Here is a 16898-nt window from a genome sequence, read left to right as displayed (position 1 = left end):
TTCAGGCCACTTCGGCAAAAACCTTGTCGAGCGCCTTTTCCAGCTTTTCAAACATCTCGTCCATTTGCGCTTCGGTCAGGATGAAGGGCGGGCAAAGCACGATGGACTGACCAAGCGGCCGGCAGATCAGCCCCAGATCGGTGCAGGTGTTGGCGATGCGTTCGCTGACCGAAAGCGTGCCGTCGAAAGGGGTTTTCGTCGGCTTGTCCTTGACCGCCTCAAGCGCCCACATGAAGCCGATGCCGCGATATTCGCCGATGTTGGGCCGGTCGGACAGACGCTTGAGGCCCTCTTCGAAGCGAGGCGCAAGGCGGCGGACGTTTTCGGCCAGCCCTTCGTTCATCACCACGTCGATGGCCTTCAGCGCGATGGCGCAGCCGACAGGATGACCCGAGGCGGTAAAGCCATGTGGGAATTCCTCGATCGCCTCGACCGCGTCCTGAACGCGTTTGGCCAGATCCTCGCCCAGAATGACCGCACCCATCGGAAAGAAGCCGGCCGTCAGGTTCTTTGACGAAATGATCGCATCGGGCGTGAAATCATAGGTCAGGCAGCCCCAGGTATTGCCGGTGCGCCCGAAACCGCAGATCACCTCGTCCGAGATCACCGGGATGTCGTGCTTGCGCAGGATCGGCAGCATGGCCTGGAAATAGCCTTTGGCCGGCGGGATCACCCCGCCCGCGCCCATGACGGGTTCGGCAAAGAAGCCGGCGATGGTGTCGGCGCCCTCGCGTTCGATGGTGTCCTCAAGCTCTTTGGCCAGCCGGGCGACGAATTGTTCTTCGGTCTCGCCGTCCTCGCCAAAGCGCCAGTAATGCGGGCAGGTCAGGTGAATAAATCCGGGCAGCGGCAAGCCGAAGACCGAGTTATAGGGCTTGCCGGTCATCGAGGCCGAAACGGCGGTCACGCCATGATAGGCGTTCCAGCGCGTCAGGATCTTGCGTTTTTGTGGTTTTCCCTCGGCCGCATGCATGAACCACAGCATCTTGACCATGGTGTCGTTCGCCTCGGAGCCCGAGTTGGTGTAGAACACCTTGCCCGAGGAGAAGGGCGACACCTCGACCAGCTTTTCCGACAGCATCACCGTCTGGTCGGACATGCGGCCGAAAAAGGCGTGATAGCCGGGAAAGCGTTCGTATTGCGCCTTGGCCGCGTCGATCAGCCCGCGATGGTCGAAACCTGCGACCATGTTCCACAAGCCGGAATTGGCGTCCAGATAGCGGCGGCCATGCACATCGACGATATAGGGCCCTTCGCCATGGGTCACGACGACCGTGCCCCGCTGATGGACCGAGGGCATGTCGGTGAAACCATAAAGCGAAAAGGTTTCGGCCCGGGCTTCCCAGCTTTGCGGTTGGTTCATGTCGTAAGCCTCCATCTGTGCTTTACATGCAGGCTATCCGGGCGTCCCGGCCGGTTCAATGGGCGGCGCTGCGGCTTTGGCCAAGTGCCCGACGGCAGGGCGGCGTATTGGCGAATTGCCAAAGACGGCGGTTGAAATGCCGCTTGGGTCATGCAGCCACCGAGCGGTGAAGCAGTCGATGGGGCAGAATGCCCCGTGTGCGGCAACGGCGAGAAAATCAGCCCTGCTTCCAGCGTGCCTCGAGCTTTTCGATCGCGGCGATGCGTGCGGCGGCCGGCGGATGCGACAACAGCCAGGCGGGTGCGCCGGGCCCGCCGCCTCCGCCCGCCAGCCGGTCGAGCTTGCGAAACAGGCTTTTCTGCGGCTCGGTGCCGAGACCCGCCTTGACCATCAGCGCGCTGGCGAAAGCGTCGGCCTCGAACTCGTCCTGGCGCGACAGCCGGGCGGCGATAGTGCTGGCGACCAGATTGCCGACCCAGACGCCGATGCCGGGAATGAACCGGCCCAGCACGCCGGCCAACACCATCCGCACCACGTTCTGGCCGGCGAAATCGACCATGCGGCGGCGGGTGTGGCCATGGGCGACGTGGCCCAGCTCATGCGCGATGACCGACGCCAGTTCGGCCTCGGTCACATCGCCGTGGTCCAGCCGGTCCAGAAAGCCGCGGGTCAGAAATATGCGGCCATCTGGCGCGGCCAAACCGTTCACAAAGCCGACCTCGTAGACATGCGCCTGCACGCGGGGCAGGTCCATGGCGCGGCCCAGCCGTTCAAGCATGGGCACCAGCCGGGGGTGGCGCAGGGGCGTGGACTTGGCGTTCAATTCGGCCTTGAGCCGCCATGCGGAAAAGAACCACATTGCGGTGGCGTAAAGCAGGATCAGCAGGATCGGCGTGAGCTTCAGCATAAGCCGAATATGGGTGCGGCGCGCCCGTCAGCCAAGGAGGCGCATGGCCTGCGTCAGCCCTTCCAGCGTCAGGGGCTGCATCCGGTCCTCGAAAATATCGCCGATCATGCCGATCGAGCGGGTATAGCCCCAATGCTCGCGTGGGACCGGGTTCAGCCAGACATGGTCGGGCCAGGTCTCGCGCAGCCTGTTCAGCCAGGTTTCGCCCGATTCGGGATTCCAATGCTCATTGGCGCCGCCGGGTATGGCGATCTCGTAGGGCGACATCGACGCATCGCCGACAAAGATCGCCTTATAGTCGCGACCAAAGCGATTGATGACGTCCCATGTCGGGGTGGTCTCGGTCCAGCGGCGGTGGTTGTCCTTCCACAAAGCCTCATAGACGCAGTTGTGGAAATAGAAATGCTCCAGATGCTTGAACTCGGCCCGGGTGGCCGAGAACAGCTCATCCACCAGACGCGAGTGGTCGTCCATCGAGCCCCCCGCATCAAGAAACAGCAGCACCTTGACCGCGTTATGCCGTTCGGGCCGGGTCTGCACGTCGATATAGCCGTGCTCGGCGCTGGCGCGGATCGTGCCGGGCAGGTCCAGTTCTTCCAGCGCGCCGTGACGGGCCCATTGCCGCAGCCGCTTTAGCGCCACCTTGATGTTGCGGGTGCCCAATTCCACCGAATCGTCGAAATCGCGGAACTCGCGTTTGTCCCAGACCTTGACCGCGCGGCGATGGCGGCTTTCGTGCTGGCCGATGCGTACGCCCTCGGGGTTGTAGCCATAGGCGCCAAAGGGCGAGGTGCCCACCGTGCCGATCCATTTATTGCCGCCCTGATGGCGGTCGCGCTGCTCGGCCAGCCGCTCGCGCAGGCGTTTCATCAGCTCTTCAAAGGATCCCGCGCCCTGAATGGCGGCGCGTTCCTCGGGGGTCAGCAGTTTCTCGGCCAGCTTTTCCAGCCATTCCTGCGGGATCGAGACCTCGTTGACCAGCGTCTCGACCGGGATCTGGTCCAGACCCGAGAACGCCTCGGCAAAGGCGCGGTCGAATCGGTCGATATGTGCCTCATTCTTGACCAGCGTGGCACGGGCGAGGTGATAGAAACCCTCGGGCGACCAGTCCGACAGCCCGGCCTGCAACCCCGCCAGAAGGTCCAGATATTCCCGCAGGCTGGCCGGCACCCCATGCCTGCGCAGACTGTCGAGGAACGGCCGGAACATCAGCCCATCCGGCTGATGAATATGGTCAAGAATATCCCAAGCACAGTCAGCGCCAGGGCATGGGCGGCGGCATATTGCAACTGGTCGGCGCGGTTGCCGCCAGCTTTCGCGGCGCGCATCCAGCCGATCACTGCGCCGAGAATGAATGCGGCGATTACGATCATGGGCAGGGCATAGCCCGCACCCGCGCCCCTGTCGAGGGGCACGCCCCCTTGAACGCCCGCCGGGCGCAGGTTACTTTCAGACCAACTTGTTATCGGAGGGCGTGACCATGACGCCCAGGCGTCCTGCGGGTGCGGACGCGTTCCCGAAAAAAACGGTCGAGCCTTTCGCCACCCGCCCGGCCGAGGACGGGCCGCTCTATGCGGCTTTGGATCTTGGCACGAACAGCTGCCGGATGCTGATTGCCCGACCCACGGGTAGCCAGTTTCAGGTGGTCGACAGTTTCTCGAAGCCTGTCCAGCTTGGGCACGGCCTCGAGGCATCAGGCAGGCTGTCGCGTCCCTCGATGGCGCGGACGGTGCATGCCTTGCAGGTGTGCCGGCGCAAGCTGGAGGCGCATAAGGTCGTGCATATGCGCCTTGTCGCTACCGAAGCCTGCCGGCGCGCCCGAAACAGCCGCGATTTCCTGCGCATGATTCGGCGGGAAACCGGCCTGCCGGTCGAAATCATCGACGCCGAGGAAGAGGCGCGACTTGCCGTGATCTCTTGCGCGCCGCTGGTCAGCCAGAGAACCGAGCAACTGCTGGTCGTCGATATCGGCGGCGGTTCCACCGAGCTTGTCTGGGTAGATCTGGAGGATGTGGAGCCGAAAGAGCGGCCCCGGGCGATCATGCGGCTGGGCGACGGTTTCCGCGACCTGCGGCCCGGTGGCGCCCGTGTGGTGGACTGGATCAGCGTGCCCCTGGGGGTCGCCACGCTGCGCGATCAGTTCGAGGATGTCGAGGACGATCAGGGCCGTTTCGCCCTGATGTCCTGGCATTTCGAAGAGATGCTGGCAGGTTTCGCCCCCTACGCGCTGGCCCAGACCATGGCCGAGGGGTTCCAGATCATCGGCACATCGGGCACGGTGACGACGGTTGCCGCCAGCCATTTGGGGCTGCGCCGCTATGACCGGACCAAGGTGGACGGATTGATCATGACCACGGCCCAGATCGACCGGGTGATCCGCGATTACCTGGCCCTGGGCCCCGAGGGGCGCCGCATCGATCCCCGCATCGGGCGCGAGCGGCATGCGCTGATCATGTCCGGCGCGGCGATCTTGCAGACGTTGATGCGGGTCTGGCCGACGACTCGGCTGTCGGTCGCCGATCGTGGCCTGCGGGAAGGGCTGCTTTACGCGCAGATGGTCAAGGATGGGGTGCTGGCCCCGGATGGAATGAACGGGGTGGCATAAGATGAGCGAAGACAAGAAACCGGGTTCTGGGCGCAACAGCTCGGGCCGCGGGCAGCGTGAATTGCGGGTGCGGGTCAAGTCCGCCAAGGGCCGCAAGCTGTCCAGCACGTTGTGGCTGGAGCGGCAGTTGAACGACCCTTATGTCGTGCGGGCCAAGCGCGAGGGGTATCGCGGCCGAGCCGCCTATAAGATCGTCGAACTGGACGACAAGTATCGCTTTCTCGTGCCGGGGGCACGGGTGGTCGATCTGGGTTGCGCGCCCGGTGGCTGGTGTCAGGTCGCCGTGGCGCGGGTGAATGCGCTTGGTGAGAAATCCGGCAAGAAGGTCGGTCGCGTTCTGGGCGTCGATCTGCAAGAGGTCGATCCGATCGCCGGGGCCGAGATCCACCAGTTGGATTTCCTGGCCGATGGCGCGGACGATCAGGTCAAGGAATGGCTGGGCGGTCGCGCCGACGTGGTGATGTCGGACATGGCCGCAGCCTCGTCCGGGCACAAGGGCACCGATCACTTGCGCATCGTGGCGCTGGTCGAGGCTGCCGCGCAGTTTGCCTTTGACGTGTTGGAGCCGGGCGGCACTTTTGTCGCCAAGGTCCTGGCGGGCGGGGCGGAAAGCCAGATGCAAGCCATGCTCAAGCGCAATTTCACCAAGGTGGCAAATGTAAAGCCACCGGCAAGCCGTTCGGATTCTTCCGAAAAATTCGTGGTGGCGCAGGGTTTCCGGGGTCGGGATGATGAGCGGGAAGCGAAAAACGACGATCACGACAGCGGGGAAGACGATCAGGACTGAAGTGCCGAGGTCGCAGGCGCGGTTTCAGCATCTCGCTGCAGGCCGCGCACTTGGGCTGGTTTGATGCACAGGGCGAGGATGGACCGAAGATCGACAATGAGGGATGACCTGTCCGGACAAGAGATCACGGGCAGTCACATAACTTTCTAACCTTCGCACCCTTTGCCGCTGTCGAGACGCAAGCAGATAAAGGCCGTGAACGGGTCGGTCGTTTGATACCACGCATTGCCCCGATCCCTGCACATGGCGGATTGAACTCAGTCGTGGTGTTCGTCCATTGCTCACGGACCTGTAGCGGGCTTTATTCCCAACCCGGCCCAAAATCGGCTCAGCAGATCCCGGGCTGCGGCTTGCTGCCGTCCTGTCGGGTCAAGGCGCGATAGGCCTCGGGTGAACGGCCGGTCGCAGCCAGGAAGGCGCGTATGAAATGGCCCAGTCCGGTATAGCCCAGCATCTCTGCGATCTCGGCTACCGGTTGGTTTCCATCGCGCAAGGCGCTGGTCGCGCGTTCCAACCGCAGTTCATAAAGCAACTCCAATGCGCTGCGTCCCCGGCTTCGGCGGCAGGCATGGTCGAGTTGGGCCAAAGAATAGCCAAGCCGCCGCGCCATTTCGGCAATGGTCTGGTTGGAGTGCAGTTCGGATCGCGCCAGTTGCACAAAGCGTTCGGTCAATGTCCGCGCCTCGGTAAGGCCCCCAGCGGGTGGGCCGGGCCGGGCCGCTCGGTCGTCTAGCCGCGACAGCATGGCCACGATTTCCCCCAGCAGGCCGGTGATCGTGGTATTTTCCGCGTCCGGCAAGCTTAGCGCATACATGATCGGATCAAGCAAACTCGCATCCTGGGTCCCCGGAATGCCATGGCGGAAACCCGGAGGCGGCGGCTGTTCCGTGCATAAGCCGGTCGGAACCAACAGCGCCATTCCCCGCACATCGGGCGAGGGTTTCAAAGAAAATGCCGTGCCTGCCGGAATAAAGGCGATATGCCCGGCCAGCAGCGTGTGGCTGTGGCGGCGGAATACGATCGTAACCATGCCGCCGGTCGGACGCAGCAGCACATGATCGCCCCGCACCCGCGGAATGGGTGGCGTGGTCTGGCCTTGCGCCGGACTTCCCCAGCGAAAGCCAGCAAGCGGGATCAGCCGCACCCCCTCGGCCAGTCGCTGACCGGGAATCTGCAGGGCCATGGGGTCGTGTGCCGGTTTGTCTGGCGGGACGATCACGATCGGAGCCAACACCTGCGGCCGGCGTGGGGCGGGTTCGGGCGGTGGTGGGGGTGCCGGTAACCGGGGATCGGCTGCCGCAGGTTCAAGGATGGTTCCGGTGGTGACGCCGGCTGTGGGAAACCGGGGTGTCACGGAATCGAGCGATGTGAAGGCCCAGCAAACTTCATTCATCAGGCGCGACTTTCAACGAATCCATGGCGCGGATATATCCTTATGACTCGAATATAATAAGGAATTACTCCCCTAATCGTTGTCAAAAGGTTAATATATTTCCCGGGCGCGACGAATTCGCGCAAATCAGTCGCTGATTTCAATCCTGCGCCAATCGCGCATGCGCCCTCGAAAGAACGTCCGCTGCGCCTTTGCGTACTGCCGAGTAGCGATAATCGCACGTCCAATAGCCTCATCCAGATCGATATGGCCTTGCAAATGCGCGACCAATTCCGGCGCGCTAATAGCTTTGGCCCAAAGCGCATCGGGGTTCCAGATCGGCAATATGGCGCGCACCTCGTCCAGCGCGCCTTGCCTCAGCATCAGGTGAAAACGGCGGGCAATACGTTCGGCCAGCCAGTCGCGATCCGGGTCCAGCACCAGCAGATGCGCTGCGCCGGGGTCGATCAGCGGCGGCGGCGTTTCCGCTTGCCATGCGGCGATGCCGCGCCCCGTGGTGCTTAGCACCTCCCAGGCGCGTTGGACGCGGACGGGGTTTTGCAGATCGATGCGCGTGCGGGTGGACAAATCCAGCGCCTCGATCATCTGCTCCAACCCGCCGGGTTCGCGGCTTAGCCGGTCGCCCTCGGCCCGGATTTCGGGCGGGGTGGGGGGAATCACCGCCAGCCCGCGACTAAGCGCGTTAAGATAAAGCCCGGTGCCGCCGACCACAATCAGCCGCCCGCCCCCTGAATCCGTGACCATATCCTTCAGCGCCGCCACCTCGGCCAGCCATGCGCCGACCGAATAGGCCCGGCCCGGGGCGACATGACCGTACAGCGCATGGGGGGCGCGGTCCTCGTCCCCGGCCGGGGGGCGGGCGGTCAGCACGCGCCAGCAGGACCAGACCTGCAAGGCATCGGCATTGACGATGGTGCCGCCCTGCCGTTCGGCGATCTCCAGCGCCAGCGCGGATTTGCCGCTGGCCGTCGGTCCGGCGATCAGCACATGGCGGTCCGGATGCAGTTCGTTCACGATAGGGTGACGCGGGGTCATTTCAGCTCGGGTCGGCAACGGTTGAACATGGGGCCTGTTTGCGACATTTTGCCCGGCAATGAAACAGCCGCAAAAAGGTGAACCCATGTCGGACAGCGCATCCAAGACACCCGGAAGCTATTCGCGCGTTATGCTGAAGATTTCGGGCGAGGCGCTCATGGGGGACCAAGGCTATGGCCTGCACCCGCCGACGGTCGCCCGTATCGCGCAAGAGGTCAAATCCGTCCATGACATGGGCGTCGAGATCTGCATGGTCATCGGCGGCGGCAATATCTTTCGCGGCCTGCAAGGCAGCGCGCAGGGTATGGAGCGGGCGACCGCCGACTATATGGGGATGCTGGCCACGGTGATGAACGCGCTGGCCATGCAGGCGGCGATGGAGGCGCTGAAGATCCATACCCGCGTCATCTCGGCCATTCGCATGGATGAGGTGGCCGAGCCCTATATTCGCCGGCGCGCCGTTCGTCATCTGGAAAAGAAGCGCGTCTGCATCTTTGCCGCAGGCACCGGCAACCCCTATTTCACCACCGACACCGCTGCCACGCTGCGCGCCAACGAAATGAATTGCGAGGCGATCTTCAAGGGCACCAAGGTCGATGGCGTCTATGACAAGGACCCCAAGAAATTTGCGGATGCAAAGCGCTACGACAATGTCAGCTATGACGAAGTGCTGCAAAAGCACCTTGGGGTGATGGATGCGTCGGCCATCGCGCTTGCGCGTGACAACGACCTGCCGATCATCGTTTTTTCGCTGGACGAACCGGGCGGTTTCCGCGGAATTCTGGCCGGCACCGGCACATATACGCGCGTGCACTGCTGAAAACGCCGTATAGGCTTTGCCATGCGGGCATGGCTCGGCTAAAAGCGCTGAAAATCACAGCACAGAGGCCATGACCGAGCATGTCCGACGAAAACGAGATCGACACCGACGACCTGGAACGCCGCATGAAGGGCGCGATGGAATCCCTGCGCCATGAATTCGCTTCGCTTCGTACCGGCCGCGCTTCGGCCAGCATGGTCGAACCGATCATGGTCGATGCCTATGGATCGCCCACGCCGATTAACCAGATCGGCACGGTTAACGTGCCCGAGCCGCGCATGGTCACCATCAACATCTGGGACAAGGGGCTGGTCGGCAAGGCCGAGAAGGCGATCCGCGAATCAGGTCTGGGCATCAATCCGCAACTCAACGGCACCATCATCATGCTGCCCATCCCCGAGTTGAACGAGGAACGCCGCCGCGAGCTTACCCGTGTCGCCGCGCAATATGCCGAACATGCCCGCGTCGCCATCCGCAACGTGCGCCGCGACGGCATGGACCAGATCAAGAAGGCGAAATCCTCGGGCATGTCCGAAGACGACCAGAAGTTCTGGGAAAGCGCGGTGCAGGAACTGACCGACAAGATGATCGCGGCGGTCGATCAGGTGCTTGAAGGCAAGCAAGCCGAAATCATGCAGGTCTGACGCATGGCCGAGAGCGCAGCCAGCCTGTCGAAATCCGGCGAAGGGGACCAGCGGCCCCGTCATGTCGCCATCATCATGGATGGCAACGGTCGCTGGGCCAAGAACCGGGGCTGGCCGCGACTGGTCGGGCATCGGCGCGGGGCCGAGCGCGTCAAGCAGATCGTGCGCGCTTGTCCTGATCTGGGGGTGAACTGGCTGACGGTCTATGCTTTTTCGACCGAGAACTGGAAACGCTCGACCGAAGAGGTGCTGGGGCTGATGGCCATCTTTGCCCGCTATATCGAGCGCGAGGCCGAAGGGCTTTCCGCCGAGGGCGTGCGCATGCGCTTTATCGGTGGGCGTGAGCGGCTGGAGCCCAAGCTGCAACGCCTGATGGCCGGGATCGAGGCGCGCACTGCCTGCAATACCCGGCTGAACCTGACCGTCGCGATCAACTACGGGGGCAGGGACGAATTGACCCGCGCCGCCAACCGGCTGGCTTCCCGCATCGCGCGGGGCGAGGTCGTCGAGCCTACCGAGGCCGATCTGGCCGATTGTCTGGACACCGCCGGCCAGCCCGATCCGGATCTGGTGATCCGCACCAGCGGAGAGACCCGGACTTCGAATTTTCTGCCCTTTCAGGCGGCCTATTCGGAATATGAATTCACCTCGACCCTGTGGCCGGATTTCACGCCGGCGCATCTGGCCGAGATTCTCGACCGCTACGGGCTGCGCGACCGGCGCTTTGGCGGCGCATGAGCGGGGACAGGCCACAGCAGGGCCGGTTGCGGGGCGCCCTGCAACGCGGACGCGACAACTGGGCCGATCTTTGGCCGCGCGTGCTGTCGGGTGTGGTTCTGGCGATTCTGGGGCTGCTGCTGCTGATTTCCTCGGGTCTTTGGATCCGGTTCGGGGTCTCGATCGTGGTGGGGCTGTTGATGTGGGAACTGGCGCGGTTGACCGGCTGGCGTCATCCCGAATTCCACAGCCCGCGCCATCCGGTGCTGATCGGCATCCTGTCGGGGCTGGTGATGCTGGCGATGCTGGTTCTGCCCGGCGACTGGCCGATGGCGCTGGTTCTGGTGCCGATGATCGCCGGATGGCATGGCACGCATGAACATGAACGTCCGGCCTATCTGCTGTTCACCCTTGCGATTTTCGGGGCGGGCTATGCGCTGGTGGTCGTGCGCGAGGTCATGGGCCTGCCCACGCTTGTCTGGATCGTCGCCACCGTAGTGTTGTCCGATGTTCTGGGCTATTTCATCGGCCGCAAGCTTGGTGGCCCACGCTTTTGGCCCGCAATCAGCCCCAAGAAAACCTGGAGCGGCACCATCGCCGGTTGGGCAGGCGCGCTGGCGCTGGCGCTGGTTCTGGTGCTGGCGGGGCAGGCGCCGTGGCCGGTGCTGGTGCTTGGTCCACTGGTGGCGCTGGCCGGGCAGTTCGGCGATATCGCGGAAAGCTGGCTCAAGCGCCGGGTCGGGGTCAAGGACAGCTCTCAGTTGATCCCGGGTCATGGCGGCGTCATGGACCGGTTCGACGCCATGTCGGGTGCGCTGCTGGTGGCGCTGGTGTTGTTGATTGGCAATCTTTTACCCGTGATCGGAGGCTGAAAAGATGCGCAGCATATCTGTGCTGGGCGCGACCGGATCGGTCGGTGAAAGCGCATTCGATCTGTTGATGCGGGCCGGTGGGCCTGACAGCTACCGCACCATTGCCCTGACCGGCGGCGCCAATGTCCGACGCCTTGCCGAAATGGCGCGGGCGCTGCGGGCTGAAATCGCCGTCACCGCATGGCCCGAACGACTGGAGGAACTGCGTGCCGCGCTGGCAGGCAGCGGCGTCGAGGCGGCGGCAGGGTCTGACGCCATCATCGAGGCTGCGGCTCGTCCGGCCGACTGGACGCTTTCGGCGATCATCGGTGCCGCGGGTCTGGCACCGGGACTTGCGGTGCTGGATCGCGGCGGCACGCTGGCGCTGGCCAATAAGGAAACCCTTGTCGCCGCGGGACCTTTGGTCATGGCCCGCGCGCAGGCGCGTGGTGCGCGCATCTTGCCTGTGGATTCGGAGCATTCTGCCATATTTCAGGCTCTTAATGGCGAAAATATAGAATCTGTCGAACATGTGACGATCACCGCCTCGGGTGGAGCGTTTCGCGATTGGCCGTTGGAGCGGCTGGCGCGGGCGACAGTGGCGGAGGCAAGCTGCCATCCCAACTGGTCCATGGGGCAGCGCATCACCATCGACAGCGCCAGTATGTTCAACAAGGCGCTGGAAGTCATTGAGGCGCATGAGTTCTTTGGACTTGGTGTCGAGCGGTTGCGAGTGCTGGTGCATCCACAGTCGATCATTCATGCCATGGTCACGCATCGCGACGGCGGCTCGCTTGCGCATCTGGGTGCGCCGGATATGCGCCATGCCATCGGTTACGCGCTGAACTGGCCGGTCCGCAGCGCGCTGCCGGTGCCGGCGCTGGATCTGGCCGCACTTGGCAGCCTGACCTTTGCCGAACCCGACGAGGCACGCTGGCCCGCACTGCGGCTGGCGCGCGAGGCGATTCAGGCCGGCGGAGCGGCGGGTGCGGTTCTGAACGCCGCCAAGGAACAGGCGCTGGACGATTTCATCGCCGGGCGCATCCGTTTCATCGATATGGCGCCGGCGGTCGAACACGCGCTGGAGCTTTCCGCGCGCGAAGCCGGCTTCGCGCAGAGCCCGCGCAATCTGGATGAAGTGCTGCATTGGGGCGGTTTCGCGCGGCAGGCTGCGGCGCAATGGCAGGGGGCGGCATGAGCTTGGTTCTGGATACGCTGGGCGGGTTCATCTGGACGGCCGCCGCCTTTATCGTGGCGTTGTCGATCATCGTCACCGTGCATGAATACGGTCATTACATCATCGGCCGCCTGTCGGGCATCAAGGCCGAGTGCTTTTCGCTGGGCTTCGGGCCACGATTGGTTTCGCGACGCGACCGGCACGGCACGCTGTGGCAGGTCGCGGCGATTCCCTTGGGCGGCTATGTGCGTTTTCTGGGCGACGCCAATGCGGCAAGCGCCGGTGCCGTGCCGGTCGACCCCGTCCGGGCGCGGCAAAGCCTGAGCGGAGCCCCGCTCTGGGCGCGTTTCGCCACTGTGGCGGCGGGTCCGGTGTTCAACTTTATCCTGTCGATTCTGGTCTTTGCCGGAATGGCGATCTGGCAGGGCATGCCGGTCGATGAGGTTCAGGTGGGACGGCTGCACCCGACGCCGCCGGGCGTCGAGATGCAGTTGCAGCCCGGCGATATCGTCGTCGCGCTGGATGGGCGGCCTGTTGCGGGCTGGCCCGATCTGTCCAAGGCGGCCGAGGAGTTGCCTTCGCGCCCCAGCCATGACTGGACCGTGTTGCGCGACGGCGCGCGGATCACCGTTCCCGGTCCCGATCCGGTGCCGCCCTTGGTCACGGGTATCGCGCCGCGCAGCCCCGCGGCCTCGGCGGGGCTGAAGCCGGGCGATGTGATCCTTGCGGTCGATGGCCAGCCGGTCTCTCGCTTTGACGAATTGCGCGAGCAGGTGGCCGAGGCCGAGGGCCGTCCCGTGCTGCTCAGGGTCTGGCGCGAGGGCGAGGGGGTGGCCGACTACACCTTGGCCGCGCGCGAACAGGACCTGCCCACAGGCGACGGCTATACCCGGCGCTGGCTGATCGGGGTCACGGGCGGCGGCACCTATTTCGAACCTGCAACCCGTCCCGCCGGCGTGGGTGAGGCGCTGGGGATCGGCGTTGCCCGCACCTGGGACATCATCGCCTCGTCGGTTTCAGGGCTTTGGGCGATGATTACCGGCCAGATCGGCAGTTGTAACCTGGGCGGCGCCATCTCGATCGCCGAAACCACGGGGCAGGCGGCCTCGGCAGGGGGCGGCAACTTCATCTGGTGGATCGCGGTGTTGTCGGCGGCAATCGGCTTTCTGAACCTTTTGCCGGTGCCTGTGCTCGATGGCGGGCATCTGATGTTCTATCTCTACGAGGCGGTGGCGGGGCGCAGGCCCTCGGACCGGGTGATCGACATCCTGTCGGCGCTGGGACTGGCGGCGGTGCTGTCGCTGATGGTTCTGGGCCTCACCAATGATCTTTTCTGCCCCTGATCGGCGCTAGGCTTTTGACAGTGTAGGCCGCTTCGCTGTATCCATCGGGGCAAATATGGCGGGACCAACCCGCCGGGCAACGCATTATTCGCGAGGGGCGGCGATGACGGACAGGAAACTCGGCAAGGGCGCGCTGGCGCTGATCTCGGCGCTGGCCATGGCTGGGCCGGTCGCCATGACGGCATCCCCCGCTTGGGCCTATGTCTTCAGCAACGTGCGGATCGAGGGCAATCAGCGGATCGAGCCGCAGACGATCCTGTCCTATCTGGACGTGCCGCGCGGGCAGGATGTTTCTGCCGGGGCGCTGAACGACGCGATGCAGAGACTGCAGAATTCGGGTCTGTTCGAGACGGTCGAACTGGTGCCCTCGGGCGGGACGCTGGTGGTGCGGGTGACCGAGTTCCCCACCATCAACACCGTCGCCTTCGAAGGCAACAAGCGGGTCAAGGACGAAAACCTGGCCGGAATCGTCAAGTCGCAGTCGCGCCGGGTGTTTTCGCCCGCTCAGGCCGAAGCCGATGCCGCCGCAATCAGCCAGGTCTATGCCTCGCAAGGCCGTCTGGCCGCCCGCGTCGATCCGCGCATCATTCGTCGCGGCAACAACCAGGTCGATCTGGTTTTCGAGATCCGCGAAGGGGATTTGACGGAAATCGAGCGGATCGGTTTCGTCGGCAACCGGGCCTTTTCCGACCGCCGGCTGCGCAACGTGCTGCAAACCAAACAGGCCGGCATTCTACGGACCTTTATCAGCCGCGACACATTCTCGCCCGACCGCGTGCCGCTGGACGAAAAGCTGCTGACCGATTTCTATCGTTCGCGCGGCTATGCCGATTTCAGCGTTCGGGCGGTGGCGCCCGAACTCGCCCGGGAACGCGACGCGTTCTATATCACCTTCCAGATCCATGAAGGTCCGCGTTATACCTTTGGCAATATCAACACGATCAGCGAAATTCCCGGCGTCGACGCGGGGGAATTCGCGGCCCAGAACCGGGTGAAACGCGGCGCGGTCTATAACCCCACCGACATCGACACCACCATCCGCCGGATGGAGGCGCTGGCGCTGCGCAAGGGGCTGGACTTCGTCAGTATCGAGCCGCGAGTGACCCGCAATGAGCGCAACCAGACGCTGGACCTGACTTTTGCACTGACCCGTGGTCCGCGTGTCTTTGTTGAGCGCATCGATATTGAGGGCAACACCACCACGCTGGACGAGGTGATCCGCCGCCAGTTCGCCACGGTCGAAGGCGACCCCTTCAACCCGCGCGAGATCCGCAACTCGGCTGAACGGCTGCGAGCGCTTGGCTTTTTCTCGGACGTGCAGGCGGAAAGCCGGCCCGGCTCGTCGCCTGAACAGGTCATCGTGGACGTGAACGTCGAAGAACAGCCGACGGGCAGCCTGAACTTTGGCGTCAGCTACGGCGTGGCCACTGGTGTCGGTTTCAATATCGCGCTGGCGGAAAAGAACTTTCTGGGTCGCGGGCAAGAGGTGAACCTGACCTTCTCGACCGGCACGGATACGCAGAGCTCGGGTATCACCTTTGTCGAGCCCTATTTCATGGGCCGCGATCTGCGCGCCCGCGTTCAGGCATGGTATAACACCACCGACCGGCTGAATTCCGACTATAATACCCGCACGGTCGGTTTCCAGACCGGGATGGAGTTCCCGATCTCGCAAAACGGCCGGTTGGAGCTGCGCTACAAGCTCAGCAAGGACACGCTGTTCGACGTGGATCCGATCGATGTGGATTCGGAAAGCAGCCAGCGTGTCGGTTCCTCGCCGATCCTGTTTAATGAGCAAGGCGGTTTCTTCACCTCGGCTCTTGGCTATACCTACAGCTACGACAGCCGTATCGCCGGGCTTGATCCGGTCACCAGCTATCGGCTGCGGTTCAGTCAGGATTTCGCCGGGCTTGGCGGCGATATCAAATCGGTAAACAGCACGCTTTACGCCGGTGTCGAAAGCCGTGCCTGGCGCGAGAGCGTGACCATGCTGGCCGAGTTCGAAACCGGCGCGGTGCATATGCTGGACGACCAGAACAGCCGTTTCCTGAGCCGCTTTAACGGCAATGGCAAGATCCGCGGCTTTGAGCCGAACGGCTTGGGTCCGCGCGATCTTGTGGCACCGAACCAGGACGCGCTTGGCGGCAACTACTTCTGGGCGCTGCGCACCGAACTGCAATTCCCGCTGGGTCTGCCCGAGGAATACGGCATCACCGGCGGCCTCTTTGCCGATGCCGGCTCGGTCTGGGGGCTGGATACCCGTATCGGCGCCGATGGGGTCGAGGTCGATGACGGCATGAAGATACGCGCCGCGATCGGTGCCTCGATCTTCTGGACCACGCCGATCGGCCCGCTGCGCTTCAACTTCGCCAAGGCCCTCAAGAAAGAGGACTATGACGAAGAGCAGTCCTTTGACCTGACCATCTCGACCCGCTTCTGATGGGCTGGGGGCATGGCATCGCGGCATGGGGGCTGGCCGCCTTGCTGGCGGTGCCCTCTGCAGTGCTGGCCCAGACCGTGCCCGATACGTTGGGAACGGTCGAGGCGCCTACGGATCAGCCGGTAGCGCCCATCGTGGTCGAAACGCCGCCGCCCAATGGCGATGCCGTGCTGCCGGTTCTGACGCTGGATCAGGATGCGCTTTACCTGCGCTCGCAATGGGGTCAGCGCGTGCAGGATGATCTGGAGTTGCGAGGGCGCGAGATCGCGGCCGAGAACGACCGGATGGCCAATCAGTTCACCGCCGAGGAGCAAGAGCTGACCTCGCTGCGCCAGACCCTGCCGCCCGACGAATTCCGCAAACGCGCGGATGAGTTCGACAAGCGCGTGGTCGAGGTTCGCCGCGAACGCGATGCCGCTGCCCGGACCTTGCAGTCCGATGCCGATGAAGAGCGGCAGGCGTTCTTTCACGCTACGCTGCCGGTGCTTGCCGCGCTGATGCGCGAACGGGGGGCGGTGGTGGTGCTGGACCAGCGCGCGATCTTTGTCGCTTCGCAATCCATCGACGTGACCGACGTGCTGATCGAGCGTATCGACCGTGAGATCGGCGCCGGACCTGCGCCGGAAGAGCCCGAAGCGGATACGCCCGACGAGGCTGCGTCCGAGCCGGAGGATCCGGGGACCGGACCGGCAGAGGGTGGTTTTGAAGAGCCTGCGATCTCTGAAGACGTCGTGCCGGCCGTGCCCGGACCCGCGCCCGCCCCGACGGACGAATGATCCGCACCGCCCCTTGGTTGCGCGGACAGGGGTTGCGGAC

At 64.0% G+C, this 16898-nt stretch carries 16 protein-coding genes; 10 read left to right on the top strand and 6 right to left on the bottom strand.

The genetic code is table 11. The annotated features are described in order from the left end of the window. Position 1: 1 nt before the first annotated feature. The 4 genes from JWJ88_RS06385 to JWJ88_RS06370 all read right to left on the bottom strand — a co-directional run bounded on the left by JWJ88_RS06385 (position 2) and on the right by JWJ88_RS06370 (position 3685). On the bottom strand, positions 2-1363 hold the full coding sequence (locus JWJ88_RS06385) for an aminotransferase (protein WP_205293284.1): 1362 nt from the start codon (positions 1361-1363) through the stop codon (positions 2-4). A 217-nt stretch (positions 1364-1580) separates the two neighbouring features. Then, positions 1581-2270 carry a M48 family metalloprotease gene (locus JWJ88_RS06380; protein ID WP_205293283.1) on the bottom strand — a complete coding sequence of 230 codons (690 nt, stop codon included), beginning with the start codon at positions 2268-2270 and terminating at the stop codon, positions 1581-1583. 27 nt (positions 2271-2297) lie between these two features. Further along, the gene (locus JWJ88_RS06375) at positions 2298-3479 is read right to left on the bottom strand and encodes a vWA domain-containing protein (protein WP_205293282.1); all 1182 of its coding nucleotides are present in this window, start codon (positions 3477-3479) and stop codon (positions 2298-2300) included. Next, positions 3479-3685 (bottom strand): hypothetical protein, encoded by a 207-nt coding sequence (locus JWJ88_RS06370; RefSeq protein WP_205295187.1) that lies wholly within the window; start codon positions 3683-3685, stop codon positions 3479-3481. Before JWJ88_RS06370 ends, JWJ88_RS06375 begins: the two co-directional genes overlap by 1 nt. 65 nt (positions 3686-3750) lie before the next feature. Here JWJ88_RS06370 and JWJ88_RS06365 point away from each other — a divergent pair, with 65 nt between their 5' ends. Both JWJ88_RS06365 and JWJ88_RS06360 read left to right on the top strand, forming a co-directional pair. Further along, entirely contained in the window at positions 3751-4875 is a 1125-nt protein-coding gene (locus JWJ88_RS06365; RefSeq protein ID WP_205293281.1) for a Ppx/GppA phosphatase family protein, read from the top strand. A gap of 1 nt (position 4876) precedes the next feature. Continuing rightward, complete coding sequence (locus JWJ88_RS06360; protein ID WP_205293280.1) at positions 4877-5662, top strand: RlmE family RNA methyltransferase; 786 nt, start codon at positions 4877-4879, stop codon at positions 5660-5662. A gap of 328 nt (positions 5663-5990) precedes the next feature. Here JWJ88_RS06360 and JWJ88_RS06355 read toward each other — a convergent pair whose 3' ends face one another. Both JWJ88_RS06355 and miaA read right to left on the bottom strand, forming a co-directional pair. Next, entirely contained in the window at positions 5991-6845 is an 855-nt protein-coding gene (locus JWJ88_RS06355) for a helix-turn-helix domain-containing protein (RefSeq protein ID WP_240200111.1), read from the bottom strand. Positions 6846-7181: 336 nt separating this feature from the next. Beyond that, positions 7182-8090 (bottom strand): tRNA (adenosine(37)-N6)-dimethylallyltransferase MiaA, encoded by a 909-nt coding sequence (gene miaA / locus JWJ88_RS06350; RefSeq protein WP_205293278.1) that lies wholly within the window; start codon positions 8088-8090, stop codon positions 7182-7184. 85 nt (positions 8091-8175) lie between these two features. Here miaA and pyrH point away from each other — a divergent pair, with 85 nt between their 5' ends. The 8 genes from pyrH to JWJ88_RS06310 all read left to right on the top strand — a co-directional run bounded on the left by pyrH (position 8176) and on the right by JWJ88_RS06310 (position 16858). Next, positions 8176-8910, top strand: a complete 735-nt coding sequence (gene pyrH, locus JWJ88_RS06345) for a UMP kinase (RefSeq protein WP_205293277.1) — start codon at positions 8176-8178, stop codon at positions 8908-8910. 80 nt (positions 8911-8990) lie between these two features. Continuing rightward, positions 8991-9554, top strand: a complete 564-nt coding sequence (frr, locus tag JWJ88_RS06340; protein WP_205293276.1) for a ribosome recycling factor — start codon at positions 8991-8993, stop codon at positions 9552-9554. A gap of 3 nt (positions 9555-9557) precedes the next feature. Next, positions 9558-10292, top strand: coding sequence for a polyprenyl diphosphate synthase (gene uppS / locus JWJ88_RS06335; RefSeq protein WP_205293275.1), 735 nt, complete (start codon positions 9558-9560; stop codon positions 10290-10292). Then, positions 10289-11143 (top strand): phosphatidate cytidylyltransferase, encoded by an 855-nt coding sequence (locus JWJ88_RS06330; protein WP_205293274.1) that lies wholly within the window; start codon positions 10289-10291, stop codon positions 11141-11143. Before uppS ends, JWJ88_RS06330 begins: the two co-directional genes overlap by 4 nt. A gap of 4 nt (positions 11144-11147) precedes the next feature. Beyond that, a complete protein-coding gene (gene dxr / locus JWJ88_RS06325; RefSeq protein WP_205293273.1) occupies positions 11148-12320 on the top strand; it encodes a 1-deoxy-D-xylulose-5-phosphate reductoisomerase in 1173 nt (390 codons plus the stop codon). Next, positions 12317-13642, top strand: a complete 1326-nt coding sequence (rseP, locus tag JWJ88_RS06320) for an RIP metalloprotease RseP (protein WP_205293272.1) — start codon at positions 12317-12319, stop codon at positions 13640-13642. The genes dxr and rseP overlap by 4 nt, the downstream gene beginning before the upstream one ends. Before the next feature lie 103 nt (positions 13643-13745). After that, complete coding sequence (gene bamA, locus JWJ88_RS06315; RefSeq protein WP_205293271.1) at positions 13746-16082, top strand: outer membrane protein assembly factor BamA; 2337 nt, start codon at positions 13746-13748, stop codon at positions 16080-16082. Further along, complete coding sequence (locus JWJ88_RS06310) at positions 16082-16858, top strand: OmpH family outer membrane protein (protein WP_205293270.1); 777 nt, start codon at positions 16082-16084, stop codon at positions 16856-16858. The genes bamA and JWJ88_RS06310 overlap by 1 nt, the downstream gene beginning before the upstream one ends. The last annotated feature ends 40 nt before the right edge of the window (positions 16859-16898 follow it).

The organism is Paracoccus methylovorus (genome assembly GCF_016919705.1).
GTDB lineage: Bacteria > Pseudomonadota > Alphaproteobacteria > Rhodobacterales > Rhodobacteraceae > Paracoccus > Paracoccus methylovorus.
The sequence above is the reverse complement of the archived record's forward strand: the minus strand, read 5'-3'. Positions and strand labels throughout refer to the sequence as shown.